General features: G+C 69.8%; 22 protein-coding genes and 1 pseudogene. 16 read left to right on the top strand and 7 right to left on the bottom strand.

What is annotated here, in order from left to right; genetic code table 11:
- Positions 1-43 precede the first annotated feature (43 nt).
- Positions 44-298, top strand: a pseudogene (locus tag K8W59_RS20295) (type II toxin-antitoxin system VapB family antitoxin).
- Positions 299-406: 108 nt separating this feature from the next.
- On the opposite strand, the gene K8W59_RS08490 reads toward K8W59_RS20295, so the two are convergent.
- Positions 407-1099: a M50 family metallopeptidase gene (locus K8W59_RS08490; protein ID WP_223399414.1), complete on the bottom strand. Its 693-nt coding sequence runs from the start codon at positions 1097-1099 to the stop codon at positions 407-409.
- Between the two features lie 69 nt (positions 1100-1168).
- Between K8W59_RS08490 and K8W59_RS08485 the strand changes: the two genes are divergently transcribed.
- Positions 1169-1816 (top strand): maleylpyruvate isomerase family mycothiol-dependent enzyme, encoded by a 648-nt coding sequence (locus K8W59_RS08485; RefSeq protein WP_223399413.1) that lies wholly within the window; start codon positions 1169-1171, stop codon positions 1814-1816.
- Here the strand turns inward: K8W59_RS08485 and K8W59_RS08480 are convergent.
- On the bottom strand, positions 1806-2321 hold the full coding sequence (locus K8W59_RS08480) for a GNAT family N-acetyltransferase (RefSeq protein ID WP_223399412.1): 516 nt from the start codon (positions 2319-2321) through the stop codon (positions 1806-1808). The two genes, K8W59_RS08485 and K8W59_RS08480, sit on opposite strands and share 11 nt — an antisense overlap.
- 78 nt (positions 2322-2399) lie before the next feature.
- Here K8W59_RS08480 and K8W59_RS08475 point away from each other — a divergent pair, with 78 nt between their 5' ends.
- The 5 genes from K8W59_RS08475 (at position 2400) to K8W59_RS08455 (ending at position 4582) form a co-directional block, all read left to right on the top strand.
- A complete protein-coding gene (locus K8W59_RS08475) occupies positions 2400-2609 on the top strand; it encodes a type II toxin-antitoxin system VapB family antitoxin (RefSeq protein WP_223399411.1) in 210 nt (69 codons plus the stop codon).
- A gap of 105 nt (positions 2610-2714) precedes the next feature.
- Positions 2715-2939: a hypothetical protein gene (locus tag K8W59_RS08470; RefSeq protein ID WP_223399410.1), complete on the top strand. Its 225-nt coding sequence runs from the start codon at positions 2715-2717 to the stop codon at positions 2937-2939.
- 114 nt (positions 2940-3053) lie between these two features.
- The gene (locus tag K8W59_RS08465; RefSeq protein WP_223399409.1) at positions 3054-3263 is read left to right on the top strand and encodes a type II toxin-antitoxin system VapB family antitoxin; all 210 of its coding nucleotides are present in this window, start codon (positions 3054-3056) and stop codon (positions 3261-3263) included.
- A complete protein-coding gene (gene vapC, locus K8W59_RS08460) occupies positions 3260-3664 on the top strand; it encodes a type II toxin-antitoxin system VapC family toxin (RefSeq protein WP_223399408.1) in 405 nt (134 codons plus the stop codon). Before K8W59_RS08465 ends, vapC begins: the two co-directional genes overlap by 4 nt.
- 426 nt (positions 3665-4090) lie before the next feature.
- Positions 4091-4582 carry a hypothetical protein gene (locus K8W59_RS08455; RefSeq protein WP_223399407.1) on the top strand — a complete coding sequence of 164 codons (492 nt, stop codon included), beginning with the start codon at positions 4091-4093 and terminating at the stop codon, positions 4580-4582.
- 86 nt (positions 4583-4668) lie between these two features.
- On the opposite strand, the gene K8W59_RS08450 is transcribed toward K8W59_RS08455, so the two are convergent.
- From K8W59_RS08450 to K8W59_RS08430, 5 genes are all read right to left on the bottom strand, one after another.
- Entirely contained in the window at positions 4669-5712 is a 1044-nt protein-coding gene (locus tag K8W59_RS08450) for an LLM class flavin-dependent oxidoreductase (RefSeq protein WP_223399406.1), read from the bottom strand.
- A 66-nt stretch (positions 5713-5778) separates the two neighbouring features.
- A complete protein-coding gene (locus K8W59_RS08445) occupies positions 5779-7260 on the bottom strand; it encodes an aldehyde dehydrogenase (RefSeq protein WP_223399405.1) in 1482 nt (493 codons plus the stop codon).
- The gene (locus tag K8W59_RS08440; RefSeq protein ID WP_223399404.1) at positions 7244-8041 is read right to left on the bottom strand and encodes an alpha/beta fold hydrolase; all 798 of its coding nucleotides are present in this window, start codon (positions 8039-8041) and stop codon (positions 7244-7246) included. The genes K8W59_RS08445 and K8W59_RS08440 overlap by 17 nt, the downstream gene beginning before the upstream one ends.
- Entirely contained in the window at positions 8038-8589 is a 552-nt protein-coding gene (locus K8W59_RS08435; protein ID WP_223399403.1) for an amino acid synthesis family protein, read from the bottom strand. The genes K8W59_RS08440 and K8W59_RS08435 overlap by 4 nt, the downstream gene beginning before the upstream one ends.
- 1 nt (position 8590) lies before the next feature.
- A complete protein-coding gene (locus tag K8W59_RS08430) occupies positions 8591-9241 on the bottom strand; it encodes an amino acid synthesis family protein (RefSeq protein WP_223399402.1) in 651 nt (216 codons plus the stop codon).
- Between the two features lie 190 nt (positions 9242-9431).
- Between K8W59_RS08430 and K8W59_RS08425 the strand changes: the two genes are divergently transcribed.
- The 9 genes from K8W59_RS08425 to K8W59_RS08385 all read left to right on the top strand — a co-directional run bounded on the left by K8W59_RS08425 (position 9432) and on the right by K8W59_RS08385 (position 18964).
- Positions 9432-11090 carry a BCCT family transporter gene (locus K8W59_RS08425; protein ID WP_223399401.1) on the top strand — a complete coding sequence of 553 codons (1659 nt, stop codon included), beginning with the start codon at positions 9432-9434 and terminating at the stop codon, positions 11088-11090.
- Complete coding sequence (locus K8W59_RS08420; RefSeq protein WP_223399400.1) at positions 11087-11509, top strand: ester cyclase; 423 nt, start codon at positions 11087-11089, stop codon at positions 11507-11509. The genes K8W59_RS08425 and K8W59_RS08420 overlap by 4 nt, the downstream gene beginning before the upstream one ends.
- A 39-nt stretch (positions 11510-11548) precedes the next feature.
- Positions 11549-12058: a flavin reductase family protein gene (locus tag K8W59_RS08415; protein ID WP_223399399.1), complete on the top strand. Its 510-nt coding sequence runs from the start codon at positions 11549-11551 to the stop codon at positions 12056-12058.
- 52 nt (positions 12059-12110) lie between these two features.
- A complete protein-coding gene (locus tag K8W59_RS08410; RefSeq protein WP_223399398.1) occupies positions 12111-12809 on the top strand; it encodes a GntR family transcriptional regulator in 699 nt (232 codons plus the stop codon).
- Between the two features lie 257 nt (positions 12810-13066).
- Positions 13067-13480, top strand: a complete 414-nt coding sequence (locus K8W59_RS08405) for a hypothetical protein (RefSeq protein WP_223399397.1) — start codon at positions 13067-13069, stop codon at positions 13478-13480.
- A 114-nt stretch (positions 13481-13594) separates the two neighbouring features.
- Entirely contained in the window at positions 13595-13918 is a 324-nt protein-coding gene (locus tag K8W59_RS08400) for a hypothetical protein (RefSeq protein WP_223399396.1), read from the top strand.
- Between the two features lie 209 nt (positions 13919-14127).
- A complete protein-coding gene (locus K8W59_RS08395; RefSeq protein ID WP_223399395.1) occupies positions 14128-15969 on the top strand; it encodes a hypothetical protein in 1842 nt (613 codons plus the stop codon).
- A 651-nt stretch (positions 15970-16620) separates the two neighbouring features.
- Positions 16621-17712, top strand: coding sequence for an ABC transporter ATP-binding protein (locus tag K8W59_RS08390; protein ID WP_223399394.1), 1092 nt, complete (start codon positions 16621-16623; stop codon positions 17710-17712).
- A 73-nt stretch (positions 17713-17785) separates the two neighbouring features.
- Positions 17786-18964, top strand: coding sequence for a mandelate racemase/muconate lactonizing enzyme family protein (locus K8W59_RS08385; RefSeq protein ID WP_223399393.1), 1179 nt, complete (start codon positions 17786-17788; stop codon positions 18962-18964).
- The last annotated feature ends 12 nt before the right edge of the window (positions 18965-18976 follow it).

Genomic DNA, 18976 nt, shown 5'->3' with positions numbered 1-18976 from the left:
GATCTTCCTGCCGCTCTCCCATTCTGCCTCGAATGGTGGATTCGTGCCGCTCAACATCGACGACCCCGAGACCGACCGTCTGGCGCGCGAGCTGGCCCAGGCGACGGGGGAGTCGATCACCGTGGCGGCGAGGGTGGCCATCGCCTAGCGCCTGGCCCGAGTGCGGGCCCGCCGCAGCGCCGCCGGCCAGACGGCCGAGTTGGACGCGATCGTGCGACGGGGCCGTTCCCGTTCGACGCTGGACGATCGTCTCGCCGACGAGGTTCTCGGGTACGACGACCACGGACTGCCCGCCTGAGCAGATACGGACCCGCCGCCGCGCAGGACCCGCGTCTGCCCCGACCTCGTCGGCGCCGACGAGGTGGCGACCAGACCGACATCGCCAGCGCCCTGTGAGGCCGGCCCGTCACGCCCAGCCGATCAGCAGCCGTCCTCCCAGAACCGCGCAGCCGAGCGTCCCGAGGCCGAACGCGAGCACCCAGAGCGGCGCCGGCACGCGGGTCAGCCGGGCGAGCTGGTCCGCGTCGGAGGCCCCGTGTGGTCGGCGGCTGCGGTACAGGTCCAGAACGGCCCGCGGCGCGGCGAGGAGCAGGAAGACCACGACCAGGAGCGCGAACGCACTCTGCTGGGACGCGTCGAGGTAGCGGGTCACCCCGAGGAGTACCGCCACGCACCCGGTCAGCGCGAGGAGGCCGAAGGCGTTGCGGATCCACAGCACCATGCCGGCGACGAGCGCGAGCAGCAGCCACAGCAGGAGTACGGCGCGCCCCGACGACAGCAGGAGCGCCCCGAGGAGCCCCAGCAGGCCCGGGCCGAGGTACCCCGCGAGCAACGTGGCGACCATCCCTGGCCCCCGTGGTCGGCCTCGGGTGACGGTGAGCCCGGAGGTGTCGCGGTGCAGCCGGATGCCGCTGAGCTCGCGACCGGTGAGCACGCCGACCAGCGCGTGCGCGGCCTCGTGCGCGATCGTGACGACCTGCCGGAGGACCCGCCACGAGCGCGGCCAGGCGATCAGGGCGACCGCGAGGGCTGCCACGAGGGCGAGCGTCTCTGGCGTGGGCGGCGGCTGGGTCTGCGCCAGTCGCTCCCAGAGGTCCACACGGGGATGGTGTCAGGCGGCGCCAAGGCGCCGTACTTCCTGTCCGTACGTCCCGCTAGCGTCGACGCCATGGCCGACCCGAACCACCGCATCGCCACGACCAACCGACTGCTGGCGGCCGACATGTTCGCGTCACTCACCCCGGAGCAGTGGAGCACCCCGAGCCTCTGCGAGGGCTGGACGGTGCGGGAGATCGCCGGCCATCTCGTAGCGCCGCTCGAGTCCGACTTCAGCTGGCGACAGGTGCTGGGCGTGCTGGTGCGCTACCGCGGCGACCTGGGGAGGTACGTCGACGACGAGACGCGGCAGCGTTCGGCCCGACCGACCGAGCAGCTCGTCGGGCAGCTGCGCGAGCTCGCCGGCACCGAGCTGACGGTGCCGTTCACCGGCTCCGGCGGCCCGATGGCCGACTCGGCGATCCACCTGCGCGATGCGGCGCGCCCGCTCGGCCTGGACGTGAGCCCCGACCTGGCCGCTTGGCGGGCGACCCTGGACTTCCTGGTCTCCAAGCCGGCGACCCGCGGCTTCGTGACGCGCAAGCGGCTGTCCGGGCTGCGGCTGGTCGCCACCGACCAGGAGTGGACGTGGGGGAGCGGGGCCGAGGTCCGTGGGCCCAGTGAGGCCCTGGCGATGGCGGTCTCCGGGCGGCCGGTCGCGCTCGCAGAGCTCGAAGGGCCGGGCGTCCTGGTGCTGCGCGAGCGGCTCGTCAAGCCTTAGGCGCACCGGCGCTGCGATGGAGTCCCTTGCTCAGTACCAGCTCGCGCGTCACGCCGTCGGGTCGCAGCGGACCCTGCTCGCCAGACTCGGTGAAGCCGTTGCGTGCGTAGAAGGCGAGCGCTGCCGCGTTGTCCGGCATCACGGTCAGTCCGAGGGTTCTGGCGCCTCGCTCCACGCCGTACTCCTCGACGGCCTGGATCAGTCGGTCACCGACGCCCCGCCCACGAGCCGCCGGGTTCACCCACATCGAGATCAGCCCGACAGCGCTCGACGTCTCGCCGGGGACTCCCGTCGCCATCCCGACGGGACGGTCCTCGAGGAAGGCGACGATGTCGCGCGCGCCAGGAATCGACAACCGGTCGCGCCAGCGCTCCTCCCGATCTCCGGCGCCCTGCCAGTCCGCCAACCTGGCGCAGAACGCGGTCGGCGCATCGGCCAGCGCGGCGAGGCGCAGCTCCCGCCACAGCCGCCAGTCACCACTGCTCAGCGCCCTCGTCTCCAACATGGGAGGAGCCTCTCCGAGCGTCCCGGCGCCTGCAACTGAGAAACCCCCGACGAACAGAGGTCTGGGTATCCTCGGTGGATGGCACGCACCCACATCGACATCGACGCCGACCTCATCGGCGAGGTGATGAAGCGGTACGGCCTGCCCACTAAGCGTGAGGCGGTGGACTTCGCCCTGCGTCGCCTCGTCGGCCCGGTCATATCTCGACAGGAGATGCTGGCCATGGAGGGGGGCGGCTGGGAAGGGGAGCTGGAGAGCCTCCGCGATGAGTCCGTGGGCTCGGTGTGAGGGCTCTCGCCGAGACCTCGGTTGGCCGGCGCGAGCCCGGGTCGCCGTGCCACCGACGTCGACTGACTGCTTGCTCGGCCAGAGCTGGCCGGGATCGATGAGCCGATGACCAGCTCCGACGACATGACACCGCAGCGCGCCCGCGACGCCCTGTCGGCCAAGCGGGCCGTCACCGTCGTCCGGCTGAAGGGCCTGGACGACAGCTTCACCGACCTCGTCGACGCCGCCCGCGACAGCGACCTCGACGACGAGCACGACGCCGAGGGCGCCACGATCGCCGTCGACCGGGCCCAGATCACCTCGCTCGCCGCTCGGCGAGCAGCTCTCTGACCATCGGCGCGACCTGGGTGCCGTACAGCTCGATGGCGTGCATGAGGTTCTGGCGCAGGAGGGGGCCCATGTTGCCACCAGACGTCCATACACATCGAGGTGTACAGTTGTGTTATGACACGCACGAACATCGACCTGGACGATGAACTCGTGAGTGCGGTGATGCGTCGCTACCGCTTGACTTCGAAGAAGAGTGCTGTCGACTTTGCCCTACGACAACTGGTCGTCACACCGATGACCCGCGACGAGGTGCTCGCCATGCGTGGGAGCGGCATCGAGGTGTCCAACGATCAGATCGAGGGCGATTGGACGATCGACCGGTGATCGTGGACACCTCGGTCTGGATCGACTTCCTCCGGCCGGGGTCGAGCGCGGCCGGAGATCGGCTGGAGGAGATGGTCACGACAGGTGACCGGATCGTGGTGCCGGAGACAGTCCTGATGGAGCTGCTGAGCGGGCCGACGGACGAGATCGTCGCAGCACAACGTCAACGCATGCTGGAGGCGTTCTACCTGGAGCCCGTCGTCCCTTTGGCTGACAGCGTTCGTGCGGCGAGTCTGCAGCGCAGTTGTCGTCGTGGTGGCGACACGGTCAGGAACCTCGGCGACTGCCTGATCGCCGCCACGGCGCTGCGACTGGATCTTCCGGTGGTGCATCGTGACCGGGACTTCGAGGTGCTGGCACGCCACTCGGACCTGCGCACCGAGTCGTTGCTGGACGCGTGAGCCGTGTCCCGATTATTCGCCGATAAGTGACATTATGACATTATGCTGGCGCCAGGTCACCTGCCTGGGTGGTTCGACGCCAGCGTTGACCCGGGGTCCCGCCGACACCTGGCTGGCTACCTACCTAGCTACCTGGTAGCGCGACAGGTCAGTGGGAGGACGTTCGGGGTCATCGGCGCCAGAGGCTGCTGGAGGGACGACGACAATGCTGAGCATCGCTGGGTGCGCTGTTCGGGTCGGGTCGCAGTCACCACACTGCTCCCCGCCTATCCCTCCCCGCCGAGGCGGGCCGGTGGCGTGCGGTGTCGATCGATGCGGCACGGTGCCTGCAGGTACCGGGTCGGCTCGGTGTCCCAAGGCCGGGTGGGAGAACCGCAGGTGGCTCACGGTTCGCGACGACGACCCGGCGAGGGTGGGTGCTGGCCGGTGGTCTCGGTGACCGGTCACCGGCCCACCGGATTGACCCCGCCCCAGCAGCGGTGGGCCCGCGACGCGGTCGGCCTGACCGCGCACCGGCTGGCCTCGGCGTACGGGACCCGGGTGGCGTGGTCGGGGATGGCGCTCGGGGTGGACACCTGGTGGGCCGAGTCGGCGCTTACCGCCGAGCTGGACCTGCATGCCGCGATCCCGTTCACCGCCCAGGCCGACCGGTGGGGCGCCGCGGATCGTCGCCGGTGGCGGCAGCTGTGCGCCGCGGCCGCCGCGGAGACGGTTCTCGGTGGGGACCGGTACGACGTTAGGATGCTGCACGCGCGCAACGACCTGCTGGTCTCGGTGTGCGACCTGCTGGTCGCGGTGGTCTGTTCGACCGCGACCTCGGGTGGGTCGGTCTCGACGCTGACCAAGGCGCGCCGCGCCGGCACGCCGGTGCTGTGGATCGACCCGGTGACCCGGTCGTTCACCCGCGAACGCTGGTGAGGCGGCCCGCTCCCCTCCCCCAAGTGTCACCGCGGCACCAGAACGAACCCCGGCGTCCGCCGCGGGCTGACTGGCGCGCTTGCCGGTCAGCGGAACGCCGGCACGACCTCGTCGATGAACCGCTGCAGGGAGTCCTTCTTCTCCTGGTGCGACATGGAGTTGTCGATCCAGTAGCTGTACTCGTCGACCCCGAGGGACTCGTAGTAGCGGATCCGTTCGATGACCTCTTCCGGTGTGCCGATCATCGCGGTCTGGTGCAGCGAGTCGGCCTCGAACTCGGGCCGCTCGGCGAACTTCGACTCCGGGCTCGGGTCCAAGAAGCCTTCTGTGGGCGCCTGCTTGTTGCCGAACCACGCGTCGAAGGTGCGGTAGAACCGGTTGACGGCCTCAGCGGCGGGTCGCCACCCGTCGGGGTCGTCGGCATCGTGGACGAAGGTGTGGCGCAGCACCATGAGTTCGGGCCGCTCCACGTCGGGGTTCTTGGCCAGTGCGCCCTCGAACTTCCGGGTCAGGTCGAGGACCTCCTCATCGCCCTTCATCAGCGGGGTGACCATCACGTTGCAGCCCTGGCTGACCGCCCAGTTGTGCGAGTCGGGGTCGCGCGCGGCGATCCAGACCGGGATGCCGTCGGACTGGATCGGCTTGGGCACGCTCGTGGAGGTCGGGAACTGCCAGATGTCGCCGTCGTGGGCGTAGTCGCCGGCCCACAGCTGCTGCATCGCGGGCACCAGCTCGCGAAGGTAGCGGCCGCCGTCGGAGGCCGCGAGGCCGTCGGCGAGGCGATCGAACTCGACCTGGTAGGCGCCGCGGGCGACGCCCATCTCGGCCCGGCCGCCGCTGATCACGTCGAGCAGCGCGGCCTCCCCCGCTGCCCGGATCGGGTTCCAGAACGGCGCGATGATCGTGCCGGCGCCGAGCCGGATGGTGCTGGTCTGACCGGCGAGGTAGCCCAGGAGCACCATCGGGTTCGGCGAGATCGTGTACTCCATCGCGTGGTGCTCGCCGATCCACACGGTGCCGAAGCCGCCCTGTTCGGCGAGCTGTACCAGCTCGGTGAGGTTCTCGAAGAGCTCGCGGTGGGAGACCTGGTCATCCCAGCGCTCCATGTGGACGAACAAGGAGAATCGCACGGTCCTGCCTTTCTTCTCGGGACTCAGGTGAACGAAGGTGGGCCGCCCGTCGGGCGGCCGGGGCGGTCAGCTGCGCATGACGAACGGGTCGGCGACCGGGTCCTCGCTGGTGTTGATCCACACGCTCTTCAGGCGCGTGTACTCATTGAGGGTCTCCTGGCCGTGCTCGACCCCGACGCCGCTGCTCTTGAAGCCCTGCCGGGGCGACATCGGCGACATCGCGCGGTAGGTGTTGACCCAGATGGTGCCGGCGTCGAGCCTGTCGGCCATCCGGTGCGCGCGAGCCAGGCCGGTCGTCCAGACGCCCGCGGCCAAGCCGTAGTCGGTGTCGTTGGCCAACGCGACGACCTCGTCCTCGGTGTCGAACGGCATCACCGCGGCGACCGGCCCGAAGATCTCCTCGCGGACCACGCGCATGTCGTTGGTGACGTCGACCAGGACGGTCGGCTGGTAGAAGAACCCGCCGAGGCCGCCGTCGGTGGCCTCACCCCCGGTGAGCACGCGGGCGCCTTCGGAGCGGCCCAGGTCGACGTAGCCGGCGACCTTGTCGCGCTGGTCCCCGAAGGCCAGCGGGCCGAGCTCGGTGTCCTCGGCGAGCGGGTCGCCGACCACGATCGACTGTGCGCGGTTGCTGACCCGCTCCAGCAGCTCGTCGTAGACGCCGCGCTGGGCGAAGACCCGGCTGCCGGCGATGCACGTCTGGCCGGCAGCGGCGAAGATGCCCGCGACGACGCCCATCGCAGCGTTGGCCACGTCGGCGTCGTCGAAGACGATGTTGGGCGACTTGCCGCCCAGCTCCAGGGTCGAGCCGATGAACCGTCCAGCGGTGGTCGAGGCGATCCTCGAACCGGTCGCGGTGGAGCCGGTGAAGGAGATCTTCGCCAGGCCGGGGTGGTCGACCAGCGCCTGGCCGGCCTCGGGTCCGAACCCGGTCACAGCGTTCACGACGCCTTCGGGGAACCCGGCCTCCATGACCAGCTCGGCGAGGCGGAGCACGGTGGCCGAGGTGTACTCCGAGGGCTTGATCACCATGGTGTTGCCCACGCACAGCGCCGGCGCGAGCTTGCTGGTGGTCAAGGTCAGCGGTGAGTTCCACGGGGTGATCGCGCCGACCACGCCGAGCGGCTCACGCATCGTGTAGTTGAGGACGCGGCGGTCCGAGGTCGGGATGACCCGGCCCTCGACCTTGTCCGCGAGGCCGGCGTAGTAGCGGTAGTACTCGGGCAGCGTGGCCATCTGGCCGCGCATCTCGCGCAGCAGCTTGCCGTTGTCCAGGGTCTCCATGCGGGCCAGCTCCTCGGCGTTCTCCCCGATGAGGTCGCCCAGGCGGCGCAGTAGGTGGCCGCGCTTGGTCTGGCTCAGGTCGCGCCACAGCGGGTTGTCGAAGGCCTGCTGGGCCGAGCGGACCGCGCGATCGACGTCCTCGGCGGTGCCGCGTGCGGCCTCGTACAGGGCCTCCTGGTTGGCCGGGTTGGTGCTGACGAAGTACTCCCCCGAGGTCGGCGGCACGTACTGGCCGCCGATGAAGTGGTCACGCCGTTCGGTCATGGTCGTTCTCCTGGGTGATGGTAGACACGGCCGCGGCGAGTTCGCCGGGGCGTTGGACGGGGAGCATGTGGCGGGTGTGGGACAGCACCTCGAGGCGGGCGTCGGGGACGGCCGCGACCAGACGCTGCGACATCTGCGGGGTGGATCCGGGGTCCTCGTCGCCGGTGATCGCCAGGGTCGGCGCGACGATCGAGCCGAGGACGGGGGCCAGCTCGGCGTCACCGGTGGCGAAGACGCGGTAGCAGGCCAGGTAGGAGCGCCGGTCGTTGTCCAGCAGTGTCGCCCGGGTCGCGGCGACCTCCTCGGGGGCGACGTCGGTGCCCTCGTACCAGCGGGTCAAGGACGCCTCGACGCTGGCGGGGAAGTCGGCCTCGGCCAGGCGCAGGCGCGCCATGACGGCCTCCCGCTCGCTCTCGGTGCGCTGGCATACCGAGCTGACGCAGGTCAAGGTGGCGACCAGCTCGGGCCGGTAGACGGCCAGGTGCTGGGCGACCAGCGCGCCCAGGGAGAAGCCGACCAGGTGGGTTGCCGGCGTGAGCTGTGAGGCGATCGTCTCGGCGAGGTCGGACAGGGTGACCCCGTCGGGGACGGGTCCGGACTGGCCGTGCCCGGGCAGGTCGAGGGCGGTGGCGGCGGTGCCGTGCCGGGCGAGCTCACGTTGGGTGGGCGCCCACATGTGGCGGTCCAGGCCCACGCCGTGCAGCAGCACGACGCGGGTCCCCGAGACCCCCAAGCTCTCGGAGGCCGACGTGGTGCCGACGGCGGGGCTGGAGTGGCTCACTGCTCGGTGGAGAGGTCCGCGAGCCGCTGCTGGGGACGGCCTTGGGCGGCGGCGGCGAGCGCGATCACGATCTCGTCGGCGTGCGGGGCGTCGGCCAGGCGCACCTCGACCGTTTGGTGGTGGGAGCGGATGGTGGCGTCGGTGATGTGCTTGAGCGGGATGTCGAAGACGACCCCGGCGGGGCCGCGCTTCTCCACTGCGGGGAGCAGGGTGCTGGCGTTGGCGGCGTCGCGGAAGTGGTTGCCGAACTTCAGCGTGTGGATCAGCCCGGAGCCGTGCTCGATCTCGCCGTCCAGGCCGACGACCGCGCCCTTGCCGTAGGCCTCGGCCGGTGCGCCCAGCGCCTCCAGGACCCGCGGGGCCAGCAGCGCGCCCAGGTCGGAGGCGGTCGCGTCGATGCCGGCACCGAGGTCGTCGACGAATCCCTGGCCAGCCCAGGGGTTCTCGATCACCGCGGCGACCACGGCGACCCGGGCCGCGGGGTCGACCGGCTTCCCGCCTTCGATGTGGGTCTCGTCGATGAGGGTGACGATCTTGCGTACCTGCATGTCAGCTGTCCTTCAGGGTCTCGGAGGTGACGGTCGGGTCGGTGCTGCGATCGCCGATCCTCGGATGCGGCCGGGGGCCGGTCGAGGCGGCGGCAAGGACGACGATCTCACCGGCGCGCGGGGCGTCGGAGAGTCGCGTAGTGATGGTCTGGTAGTGGCTGCGGGTCGCGGCGTGGGTCTTGTGCCACATGGGCACGGTCAGTACCTCGCCGGCGTCGGCGCGGGTGTCGGCGAAGCAGATGATCGATTCCCCGCCGAGGAACTCGCGCAGCAGGTTGCCGAAGTACGGCGTGTGGATGAGCGCTCCCCCGTGCTCGAGCTCGCCGTCCAGGCCGACGACGGCGCCCTTGCCGAACGCCTCGACGTGCTCCACGCCGCCGAGGGCGTCCAGCAGCCGGTCGGCGGCGATCCGTGCCAGGGCGGGCGCGAGCTGCTCGACCTCAGGCTGCAGGTCGCGCTCAGGCGGGGTGCCGCGCCAGGGGTTGGTGAGCACGATCGCGACGACCGCACGGGTGGCGGGACGCTGCGGCGCGGTGCCGGCCTCGGTGAGCACCTCCTCGACCTGCAGTGCCACCCGCCGGATGCCCAGGTCGGCCGCAGACGGTGTTCGGACGGGAGCGGCCGAGACCTGCTCGGGGATCGTCTGTTGCATGCCAGAACCGTAGGACTGACGCCGCAGCTCCGTCAAGGCCCGAACGCTCCACCTAGCCTTTTAGCGGGTTTTCGGGCGATCTCGGCGGATCTATTGACATGCATCACACTGCGTCATTACGTTCCTCTGGCATACAACAGCCGGTGATGTAGCCCACATCCGGCACCTCTGGACCCAGGGAGTCCGCACCATGACCGACCAGAAGCCGCCTCGCGTCCGGCCCGAGGCTCACCGTCATCTCGGAACTACGCACGACCCGGAGCACCTGGCGCAGGAGCCGGAGATCTTCACCCCGCACGGCGACGAGGCCGAGGCCACCCAGCGGCTCGGGTCGGTCTTCTACGCCTCGGTGGCGATCGCGGTCGTGTTCGTGGTCTGGGGCGCGGTGTTCACCGAGAACCTGGCCACGGTCACCACTAGCTCGCTGAACTGGCTCACCGCCAGCTTCGGGTGGCTCTACCTGGTGGTCACCCTGGGCCTGCTGATCTTCTTGGCGTTCTTGGCCTTCAGCGGCTGCGGCCGGCTCCGGCTGGGCCACGACGACGACCGCCCGGAGTTCCACACGATCAGCTGGCTGGCGATGATCCTGGCCGCGGTGATGGGGATCGGGCTGGTCTCCTACGGGGTGGCTGAGCCGATCTCCCACTTCGCCACCCCGCCGCACGGGCTGGCCGAGCCGGGCACTCCGGCGGCCGCGGTCCGGGCGATGCAGTACTCCTACTTCGACTGGGGTCTGCACGCGTGGGCGATCTTCGCCGTCTTCGGTCTCGCGATGGCCTACAGCATCTACCGCAAGGGCCGGATCAGCCTGGTCAGCCAGCTGTTCTACCCGCTGCTCGGCGAGCGGGTGAACGGTCCGATCGGGAAGACGATCGACGTGCTCGCCGTCTTCTCCACCCTCTTCGGCACCACGACCTCGCTCGGGCTGGGGGCGCTGCAGGTCAACAACGGCTTGAACTCGCTGTGGAACATCCCGGTCAACAACGTCGTGCAGGTGCTGATCATCGCGGTCGTGACCACGGTGTTCACCTTCTCCGCCGTCACCGGCGTCAGCAAGGGAATCAAGTACCTCAGCCAGGCCAGCGCCGGGCTGAGCCTCGCCCTGTTCGTCTTCATCCTCATCGTCGGGCCGGCCGTCTTCGTCGCGAACCTGTTCATCGAGTCCCTGGGCATGTGGGCCAGCGACTTCTTCCGGATGAGCCTGCAGGGCACCGCGTTCGGCGGACTGGAGTGGATGCAGTGGTGGACCTACTTCATGATGGCGTGGTGGGTCTCCTGGGGCGCCTTCGTCGGGGTGTTCCTGGCCCGGATCTCGCGCGGCCGCACGGTGCGCGAGTTCATCGCCGGGGTGCTGCTGGTCCCCTCGCTGGTCTTCTTCACCTGGTTCACCGTCTTCGGCGGCACCGCGATCAACGTGGACATGTTCCGCGGCGGCAACATCGCCGAGCAGACCAGCGCCGACATCAACTCCGCGTTCTTCGCCACCTTGGAGTACTTCCCGCTCTCCGGGGTGACCTCGGTCGTGGCGATCTTCCTGGTCGTCATGTTCTTCATCTCCGGCGCGGACGCGAACACCTACGTGCTGTCCATGCTGACCTCCGGCGGGTCGCTCACCCCGCGCCGCTCAGTGCTCATCTTGTGGGGTGTGCTGACCGGGGTCACCGCCATCGTGCTGATGCTCGGCGGCGGCCTGACCGCGCTACAGAACACCGTGATCGTCACCTCGGCACCGTTCCTGGTGATCATCGCCGGTCTCGCGATCTCCTTCTGGAAGGAGCTCAATGACGACCGGCTGCGCACCTTCGGCCCGGTGCCGGGCGAAACACCCGTTGAGAGGAGCCAGTCGTGACCACTGAGGTCCGCAACCAGATCGTCGAGGCGTGGGACGCCGCCTGGGACGCCGGGGACACCGGCCCGTTGGCCGAGCTGCTCTCGCCGGACTACCGGCGGATCACCGCCAGCGCTGAGGACGGCGAAACGCGCGAGCAGTTCCTCGCCTCAATCGTCTCCACCAGGGCCGCGTTCCCCGACATCGTCACCACCATCGACCAGATCGTGATCGAGGGCGACCAGGTCGCGATCCGGTGGCACTCGGCCGGAACCCACCTGCACGGCTTCCTCGGCGTCCCGCCGACGCACCGCCGGGTGGAGGTGAGCGGGGCGACGTTCGCGGAACTGCAGGACGGCCAGATCGTGCGCGAGCACGTGACCTGGGACCCGCGCGCGCTGCTCAGCGCGCTGGGCATCATCACCGTAGGTCAGGACTGACCGGCACCCGCACCATCCGAGTTGAGTTGAGAGGACCCGATGACCGACTCCCCGCTGGACCAGGACCTGATGAAGCAGGTCAACCGCCGCTTCGTCACCGGCGTCACCGTGGTGACCACGATCGACAACGAGAACGACCAGCCGCGGCCGCGAGGGCTGGCGGTCAACGCGTTCTCCAGCATCTCCCTAGACCCGCCCACGGTACTGGTGTGCGTCATGCGGTCCTCCTCGACCCACGACGTGCTGTTCCGCTCCGAGCACCTGGCGATCAACATCCTCTCGGTGGACCAGCTCGACGTAGTCAAGGCGTTCTCCACCAAGGCCGAGGACAAGTTCGCCGGACTGACGTGGTCCCCCGCACCGCAGGGCAGCCCCTACCTGCACGGCACGGCCGCCCGGATGGAGGTGAGAATCCGGGAACGGCTGCAGGCCAGCACGCACACCATCTTCATCTGCCGGGTAGTGGGCGCGGAGACCACCGACGCGCACCCGATGGTCTACAGTGCCGGCGGATTCTACGACGGTGGCGCACTGAGCGCCCTGCAGTGAAGGAGCCGGTGCCATCTCCCCCACCGAACCTCGCGGCAGCTCGCGCGGCCGGGTGATCGACGAGCTGAGAGCACGCATCATCGCCGGCCGGTTCGCCGCGGACGAGAACATCTCCGAGCTCGCGATCGCCGAGGAGTTCGGCGTGAGTCGTACCCCGGTGCGTGAGGCGTTCAAGCAGCTGCAGACCGAGGGGCTGGTGCGGATCCGGCCGCGGGTCGGGACGTTCGTCACCACTCCGTCACGGCGCGAGATCGTCGAGCTGTTCGAGATGAAGGAGCTCCTGGAAGGAGCCGCGGCCAGGCTGCTGGCCGGACGGGGCCGCGTGCCGGAGCTGGACGCGCTCGCGGCGAACGTCGCCGAGGCCGACGCGGTGGCCGAGCAAGGTGACCGGGAGCGCTATCAGGCGTTGGTCGCTGAGTTCCACGACCTACTCATCCGCGGGGCGGACAACACCAAGCTGTCCAGTCTGTACGGGCTGTTGATGAACCAGTTGGCCTACGCCCGCCTGGTGTCGACCTCGTTGCGGCAGCCGGGCCGGGTGCTGCAGTCAGAGGCCGAGCACCACCGGGTCCTGGATCTCATCTTGGCCAAGGACGGCGACAGCGCCGAACGGGTGATGCGTGAGCACGTGCGCGCCTCCCGGCAGGCGCTGCTGGCCGGGCTGGAGCAGGCCGCGTCCGCCGTCGCGCCGGAGGTGAACGGCGCGGTCCGCGACGGGGAGCCGGCGCCGGGCGACGACGCCCGAGCATGAATCCGCCCCCGGCAGGTGGCCGGGACGCTCGAGCCTCGGGCGACCGCGTCCGACTGGGACGGCCCGCCGAACTCCCTGGTGCAGATGGACAGGAGAAGCGCTGGTGAACCTGGCGGAGCAGCGCGGTTCATGACGGCCGCCGCTGATCGCGGGGACAGCGTCGGCGCGGCACCGGCTGAGGGGCGCAGTGGTTCAAACCACCAAACTCCGTGTACGCTGTGTACACGTACGCGAGACCGTGCAGGAGATCCACGACCATGACTACCGGAACCGTCAACTACGGCAGCGCCCGCGAGGCGCGCGAGCACTTCAAGGACCTTCTCGACGCCGCCGACGAAGGTCGCCCTGCCACTGTGACCCGTGATGCGCGCCGAGTTGCTGCCGTCGACGCAGACCGTCTTGTGCACTTCTTGACCCGCCTTCACCCCTCGGGGGCTCACGCGGTGGCTGAGGGCGATGGCTGGTCGATCTACCTGCCAGGGATCCCGGTTGCGGCCGACGGAGCCACGGTCGAGGACGCTGTCGAGGAGATGATCGACGCACTGCGTGACTATGCCGAGGCGTGGACCGAACGCTTGCGGGTCGCTGCGAACCACGCCGACAACTGGGGCCTGGTGCAGGTCATCACGCTGGCCTCAGATGACCAGCTGCGCGACTGGTTGCTCGGCTGATCCCGCGTGCCTGAGAAGCGACCCCCAGCAACCCGCGTCGACCACGAAACCTTCTGCACCACCGAAGGGTGGACAGAACGCAAGCGCGCCACGGGTAAGCGAGGCTCCCACCACGTGAACTACGAGCTGGCGCTACCTGACGGTTCGGTCCTCTACACGCGGATCAGTCACCCCGTCGACCGGACCGACTACGGCCCCAGCATCTGGGCCCACATCTTGCGAGACCAACTGCACGTCACGGCCGAGGAGTTCTGGGACTGCGTCGATCACCAGGTAGTGCCCAATCGGGGGGAGGTACATGAGGTCACCGACGCGATCCCGGTGGGCGTGATCCGGGCGCTCACTGTGCAGGCGCGCATCCCGGAATCCGAAGTGCACGCGATGACGAAAGCTGAAGCCATCGCTCGGCTCAGCGAGTTCTACACCACCGGTCACTGACGACCCACCGACAGTGGCGAGCAAACCGTCCGGGCTAGCGGCGACGTCGCCCCGCCCTGCGTTCGCTCCCGGCAGGTCGGCGGGTGACGCGACTCCCCCGACGACGGCGTCCAGATCCGTCAGGCCGACGATCGGTGCGTGCTGCTCCCGGCCCGGGTGGAGTCGCGTAGGGGTGGTCGGAGCGTTGGGGGTGGTGTGAGGCTTGGCCCATGCTGACCACGGAGCAGCTCGCGCACGCGATCCGGACCGGATCGCAGATCCACCTGGGCGCCGTCCGCTCCGACCACGACCCTGAGGAGGTTCAGCGTCCCCAGTACGCCGAGCAACGGGTAGACGCCGCGATGCTGCGCGAGGTCCTGACGTCGGTCACCGATCCGGACGCGCGGGGGCTGACGCTGTCGGGGGCGATCGTGGTCGGTGACCTGGACCTCGAGTACGTCACGCTCGGCTTCCCGGTCCGAATTGTCGGCTCCCACTTCCTCGGTGAGGTGCGCATGACGCACCTGACGGCGCCCGCTCTGGACCTGACTGAGTCGGTCCTGCACCAGCCGTTGGACGCCTCAGCAGCACGGATCAACGGTGACCTAACGATGTCGCGGGTGACGGCGCACGACCTCATCACGCTCCTAGAGGCCCGTGCCGAGGGGTTCCTCCAACTCGACTCTGCGCGGCTGCTCGGGGAACCGATCAGTTTGAACGCGGGAGGTGTCCACGTCGGCGGCCACGCCGTCGTACAGGTAGACGCTGCCGGGAGCGTGGAGCTCTACAGTGCGCGGATCGAAGGCGAACTCTCACTAACCCGGGCGACCCTGCGAGCCCCGGTCAGTCTCGTTTGCGACCGAGCCCAGATCGCTGACGACATCCACGCGTCCGGCCTCCATGCCGAAGGCACCGTGCGGATGTTCGACGTGGTCGTCGGGTCAGGATTCTATCTGTGGGAGGCCACGCTGAACGGCCCCGACGTCAGCCTCTACCTCGACCGGACACGCATCGCCGGTGACCTCCTGCTCACGAAGATCGCCACCGCGGGTTCGGTTCTGCTGTACCGCACCGGCGTCGGCGGAGAACTGGACATAAGGGGCGCCACCCTGGGGGCAGGGGCTGACCCCGGCCAAGCGCCCGTCAGTTTGAGCGTCAAGAGTCTGGGGGCGGCAGCTGACCTAGATCTACGCGACATCACCGCACTCGGGGCGCTCCGGATACGCGGCAGCCGGATCGACGGGAACCTGGACCTTTCCGCGGCGGGGTTGGCCGGGACTCCGGTGTCGCTGCACGTTGAGCACTCGGTCGTCAGGGATGAGTTCAACCTGCGCATCGCGCCCGAGGGTGCGCCCGTGCGCCTCGGTCCATTCGAGGTGGGTGCCCTGCGCCTCCCCGGCGCCGGACAGCGCCCCGTCTTGGATGTGGACTCCCCACCTGGGTGGAGGATCGGCGTCCTCGCCGGCCCGGTGTCTGCGGACCCCGACGTGCTGGATGACTGGTTGGCACCGGTGACCTCGCCGCAGCCGCGCGAGGAGATTGCCACCGTGATTGCCCGGACGGGGCACGAGGACGCTGCGCGCAGGCTGCGGTACCTGTCCGCGGCGCGTTCCTCGGCACGCCTCGGGCTCCCGGGCCGAGCGTTGCGGTGGGTCTACCGGGTCTCGGCCGGGTACGGCTACTACCCGTGGCGGGCGCTGGGATGGCTCGTGGTGGTCTTCGCGGCCGCGTGGATGATCGCGTTCACCCAGCGCACGGAGTTCACCACGCCCTCCACGCCTGTAGTTCGTGAGGCCATCGTCCGCAACGACCCCGGGATGCTGGAGGGCGGGCAGCCACCGGCTGTGGTGCGGTCCGGTCAGTGGCGCGCAGGGTGGGACGTGGCCCAGTTCCACCCCGCCGGCTACGCGGCCACGGTCGCGGTCCCGGCCGCCGCCGTGACCACATCGACGCAGTGGAGCCCTCCGGCTGGGTGGGCCGCGGTGACGTTGAGCGTCCTGAAGGGTGCGGCGTGGGTGTTGACCGCGCTGCTGCTCGCGGCGCTGACCGGCCTGCTGCGCAAGCCGCTGTGACACACACCTGTTGGCGCGAGACCGGACTCCGGGGCCCCCTCCCATCAACCGCCGAGTCATCACGCCTCCGCGGCGCCCATCGCGGCCCGGTCGGCGGGGATCATCGCGACGTACTGTCCCGCTTGGTGCACTGGCCCCGAACAGCACTGATCAGTCGCCGCATGGCGCGGTTGCCTACCGTCCTCGGGAGGGGATCCGTGCGGCGCCGCGTGCCGAGGATGAAAGGCCCTCCTACTTCCTGAAGTAGATGGTGAACTGTGGTTCGCGGGTAGAACTGCCATTGATCCCAACAGACCTCATCCACGTCAGCCCACCCGGTCAGCTCGAGCCCGCGCAGCGGCCCGGACCGGTCGGTGCGCCACCCCTACGTCGGCCGGGGCGCCGACGGATGACGCCGCTCGGCCGCGATCGACCGCAGCGAGGCCGACACGCTCGACGTGCTCGACCCCCGCCGCGACCAGCTGCTCGCCTCCGCCGATGTCTGGGAGGCGCAGGCCGACGCCTTGAACGGCATCGCCTGACCCGGGCCACTCCCCCGGCCCCGGCACGCTGTGGTCGGAGGCCGCACTTGCCGCCGTGCTCTAGGGTGACGCGGGTCACTTCACCACGGATCGTCCGGCACGTACCTGCCGGTGAAGGGAGCACACGGCTATGGCCACAGTGACGTTCGAGCAGGCCCAGCGCTGGTATGAGGGCACCCAGGCGCCCGCGGTCGCGGGTCTGGATCTGGAGATCGCCGACGGGGAGTTCATGGTGCTGGTCGGCCCGTCGGGGTCGGGGAAGTCGACCGCGTTGCGGATGCTCGCCGGGCTGGAGGAGGTCGACGCCGGGCGGATCCTCATCGGGGACCGCGACGTCACCCACGTCCCGCCCAAGGCCCGCGACATCGCGATGGTCTTCCAGAACTACGCCCTGTACCCGCACATGAGCGTGGCCGAGAACATGGGCTTCGCACTCAAGCTCGCCGGGGCGCCGAAGGCCCAGATCGCCGAGCGGGTGGGCGAGGCGGCCGCGCTGCTGGGGCTGAGCGAGTACCTGGAGCGCAAGCCGAAGGCGCTCTCGGGTGGGCAGCGGCAACGGGTCGCGATGGGTCGGGCGATCGTGCGGCAGCCCCAGGTGTTCTGCATGGATGAGCCGCTGTCCAACCTGGACGCGAAGATGCGGGTACAGACCCGCACCGACATCGCCAAGCTGCAAGCCGACCTGGGTGTGACCACCGTGTACGTGACCCATGACCAGGTCGAGGCGATGACGATGGGTGACCGGGTCGCGGTGCTCAGCGACGGCGTGCTCCAGCAGGTCGACACCCCGCTGCGGCTCTACGACAAGCCGGTCAACCTGTTCGTCGCCGGGTTCATCGGCTCCCCGGCGATGAACCTGCTCGCCGCGACCGCGGATGAGGGTCAGGCCAGGATCGGGTCCTACCTGGTCCCGGTCGACCCGGCCGCCGAGCACCGGATCGGCCCCCAGCACGAGAAGATCACCGTCGGGGTGCGACCCGAGGCGTGGCGGATCGTGTCCGCCGAGCAGGGCGGCCTGCCGATCGAGGTGACCGTGGTCGAGGAACTCGGCGCGGACAGCTACGTCTACGGCACCAGCGAGGTCGAAGGGACCCCGAGCAACGTGATCGTGCGCGTCTCCGCGCGCGACAGCGTGCACAAGGGCGAAACCATCCACGTGAGCACCGACCCGTCCTCGGTGCACGTCTTCGACACCGTGACCGGCGAGCGACTCTCCAACTAGCACCGATCATCGCTCCCGCACCCCGCGACCGATGTCGTGGTCGTGGGCGTGGGCGCGTGGAAGGACAACAGGTTTGAAGATCAGCAAGGTGACCGCGTTCAGCGTCAAGGACGGCGACCCGCATGTGGTCTCCCAGGCCGCTGCCGGGAAGGAGAACCTCCCCGGGAGCGACTACCACGGGATCGCGCCGCACCGTCAACTGTACTCCAACCGGTCCCAAGCCGCGCTGGTGCGGGTGGAGACCGACGAGGGTGTCGTCGGGTGGGGTGAGGCCCAGGCGCCGGTGGGGACCGAGATCGTGCTCAGCGTGATCGCCGACGTCGTAGGGCCCGCGGTGCTGGGCCAAGACCCGCTGGCCACCACGGCTCGACATCGGGACATGTATGAGACCAACCGGGTCCGTGGCCAGATCGGCGGCTACCAGCAAGACGCGATCGCGGCCGTGGACACCGCGCTGTGGGACATCCGCGGCCGGGTCGCCGGAGTCTCGATCGCCGACCTGCTCGGCGGCCGGCTGCGTGATCGGCTCCCGGCCTACGTGACCGGGCTGGCCGCCCCCACGCCCGAGGGTCGGCAGGCCGAGGCGGCCGGGTGGGTCGAGCAGGGGTTCGGGGTCAAGCCGGCGCTGGGTCAGGGAGTGGACCTCGACGCCGCGGAGATCGCTCGGCTGCGTGAGGCGATGGGTCCCGGGGCGTGGCTGGCCCTGGATGCCCTGTGGGGCTACACCCTGCCGCAGGCGGTCGCCTTGGCCCACCGGCTGGAGGAGGCACAAGTCGCGTTCTTCGAGGCGCCGCTGGCGCCCGAAGACCTGGCCGGCCATCGGCGGCTGCGGGACGCGACCGCGGTGCCGATCGCGGTCGGGGAGCCGTTGCGGACCCGGCATCAGTTCCTGCCCTGGTTCCAAGGCGAGGCGCTCGATGTCGCCCAACCGGACCTGATGCGCAACGGGGTCACCGAGACCGCCGCGATCGCCGTGCTGGCCGAGACGTTCCATACCCCTCTCGCGCTGCATGCCGGGGTGGTCACCGTGGTCGGGATGGCCGCCACCTGGCAGGTCGCCTCCACCTTGCCCGGGTTCGCCATCCAGGAGTTCCAGCCGGGCATGCTGGACCGGTTCGCCCCGCTGAGCAGCATCGGGTTGGAGGTGTCCGGCGGCGAGCTGGTCGTCCCCACCGGGCCCGGTCTGGGCATCGACATCGACGTCGACCGGGTCGCCGAGCGGTCCACCCAGGTCGTGGGCCTGACCGCGTGAACCCGCCGGCTC

It is taken from the genome of Nocardioides rotundus (assembly GCF_019931675.1).
GTDB classification, from domain to species: Bacteria; Actinomycetota; Actinomycetes; order Propionibacteriales; family Nocardioidaceae; genus Nocardioides; species Nocardioides rotundus.
Note: the sequence above shows the minus strand (reverse complement) of the source record. Positions and strands in the feature narration are given on the sequence as shown.

Excerpts from the sequence above, each read along its gene's own strand:
- K8W59_RS08485 (WP_223399413.1), top strand. The coding sequence starts at position 1,169 with ATGGCCGACCCGAACCACCGCATCGCCACGACCAACCGACTGCTGGCG.
- K8W59_RS08480 (WP_223399412.1), bottom strand. The coding sequence starts at position 2,321 with ATGTTGGAGACGAGGGCGCTGAGCAGTGGTGACTGGCGGCTGTGGCGG.
- K8W59_RS08475 (WP_223399411.1), top strand. The coding sequence starts at position 2,400 with ATGGCACGCACCCACATCGACATCGACGCCGACCTCATCGGCGAGGTG.
- K8W59_RS08470 (WP_223399410.1), top strand. The coding sequence starts at position 2,715 with ATGACCAGCTCCGACGACATGACACCGCAGCGCGCCCGCGACGCCCTG.
- K8W59_RS08465 (WP_223399409.1), top strand. The coding sequence starts at position 3,054 with ATGACACGCACGAACATCGACCTGGACGATGAACTCGTGAGTGCGGTG.
- K8W59_RS08445 (WP_223399405.1), bottom strand. The coding sequence starts at position 7,260 with ATGACCGAACGGCGTGACCACTTCATCGGCGGCCAGTACGTGCCGCCG.
- K8W59_RS08435 (WP_223399403.1), bottom strand. The coding sequence starts at position 8,589 with ATGCAGGTACGCAAGATCGTCACCCTCATCGACGAGACCCACATCGAA.
- K8W59_RS08430 (WP_223399402.1), bottom strand. The coding sequence starts at position 9,241 with ATGCAACAGACGATCCCCGAGCAGGTCTCGGCCGCTCCCGTCCGAACA.
- K8W59_RS08425 (WP_223399401.1), top strand. The coding sequence starts at position 9,432 with ATGACCGACCAGAAGCCGCCTCGCGTCCGGCCCGAGGCTCACCGTCAT.
- K8W59_RS08415 (WP_223399399.1), top strand. The coding sequence starts at position 11,549 with ATGACCGACTCCCCGCTGGACCAGGACCTGATGAAGCAGGTCAACCGC.
- K8W59_RS08405 (WP_223399397.1), top strand. The coding sequence starts at position 13,067 with ATGACTACCGGAACCGTCAACTACGGCAGCGCCCGCGAGGCGCGCGAG.
- K8W59_RS08395 (WP_223399395.1), top strand. The coding sequence starts at position 14,128 with ATGCTGACCACGGAGCAGCTCGCGCACGCGATCCGGACCGGATCGCAG.
- K8W59_RS08390 (WP_223399394.1), top strand. The coding sequence starts at position 16,621 with ATGGCCACAGTGACGTTCGAGCAGGCCCAGCGCTGGTATGAGGGCACC.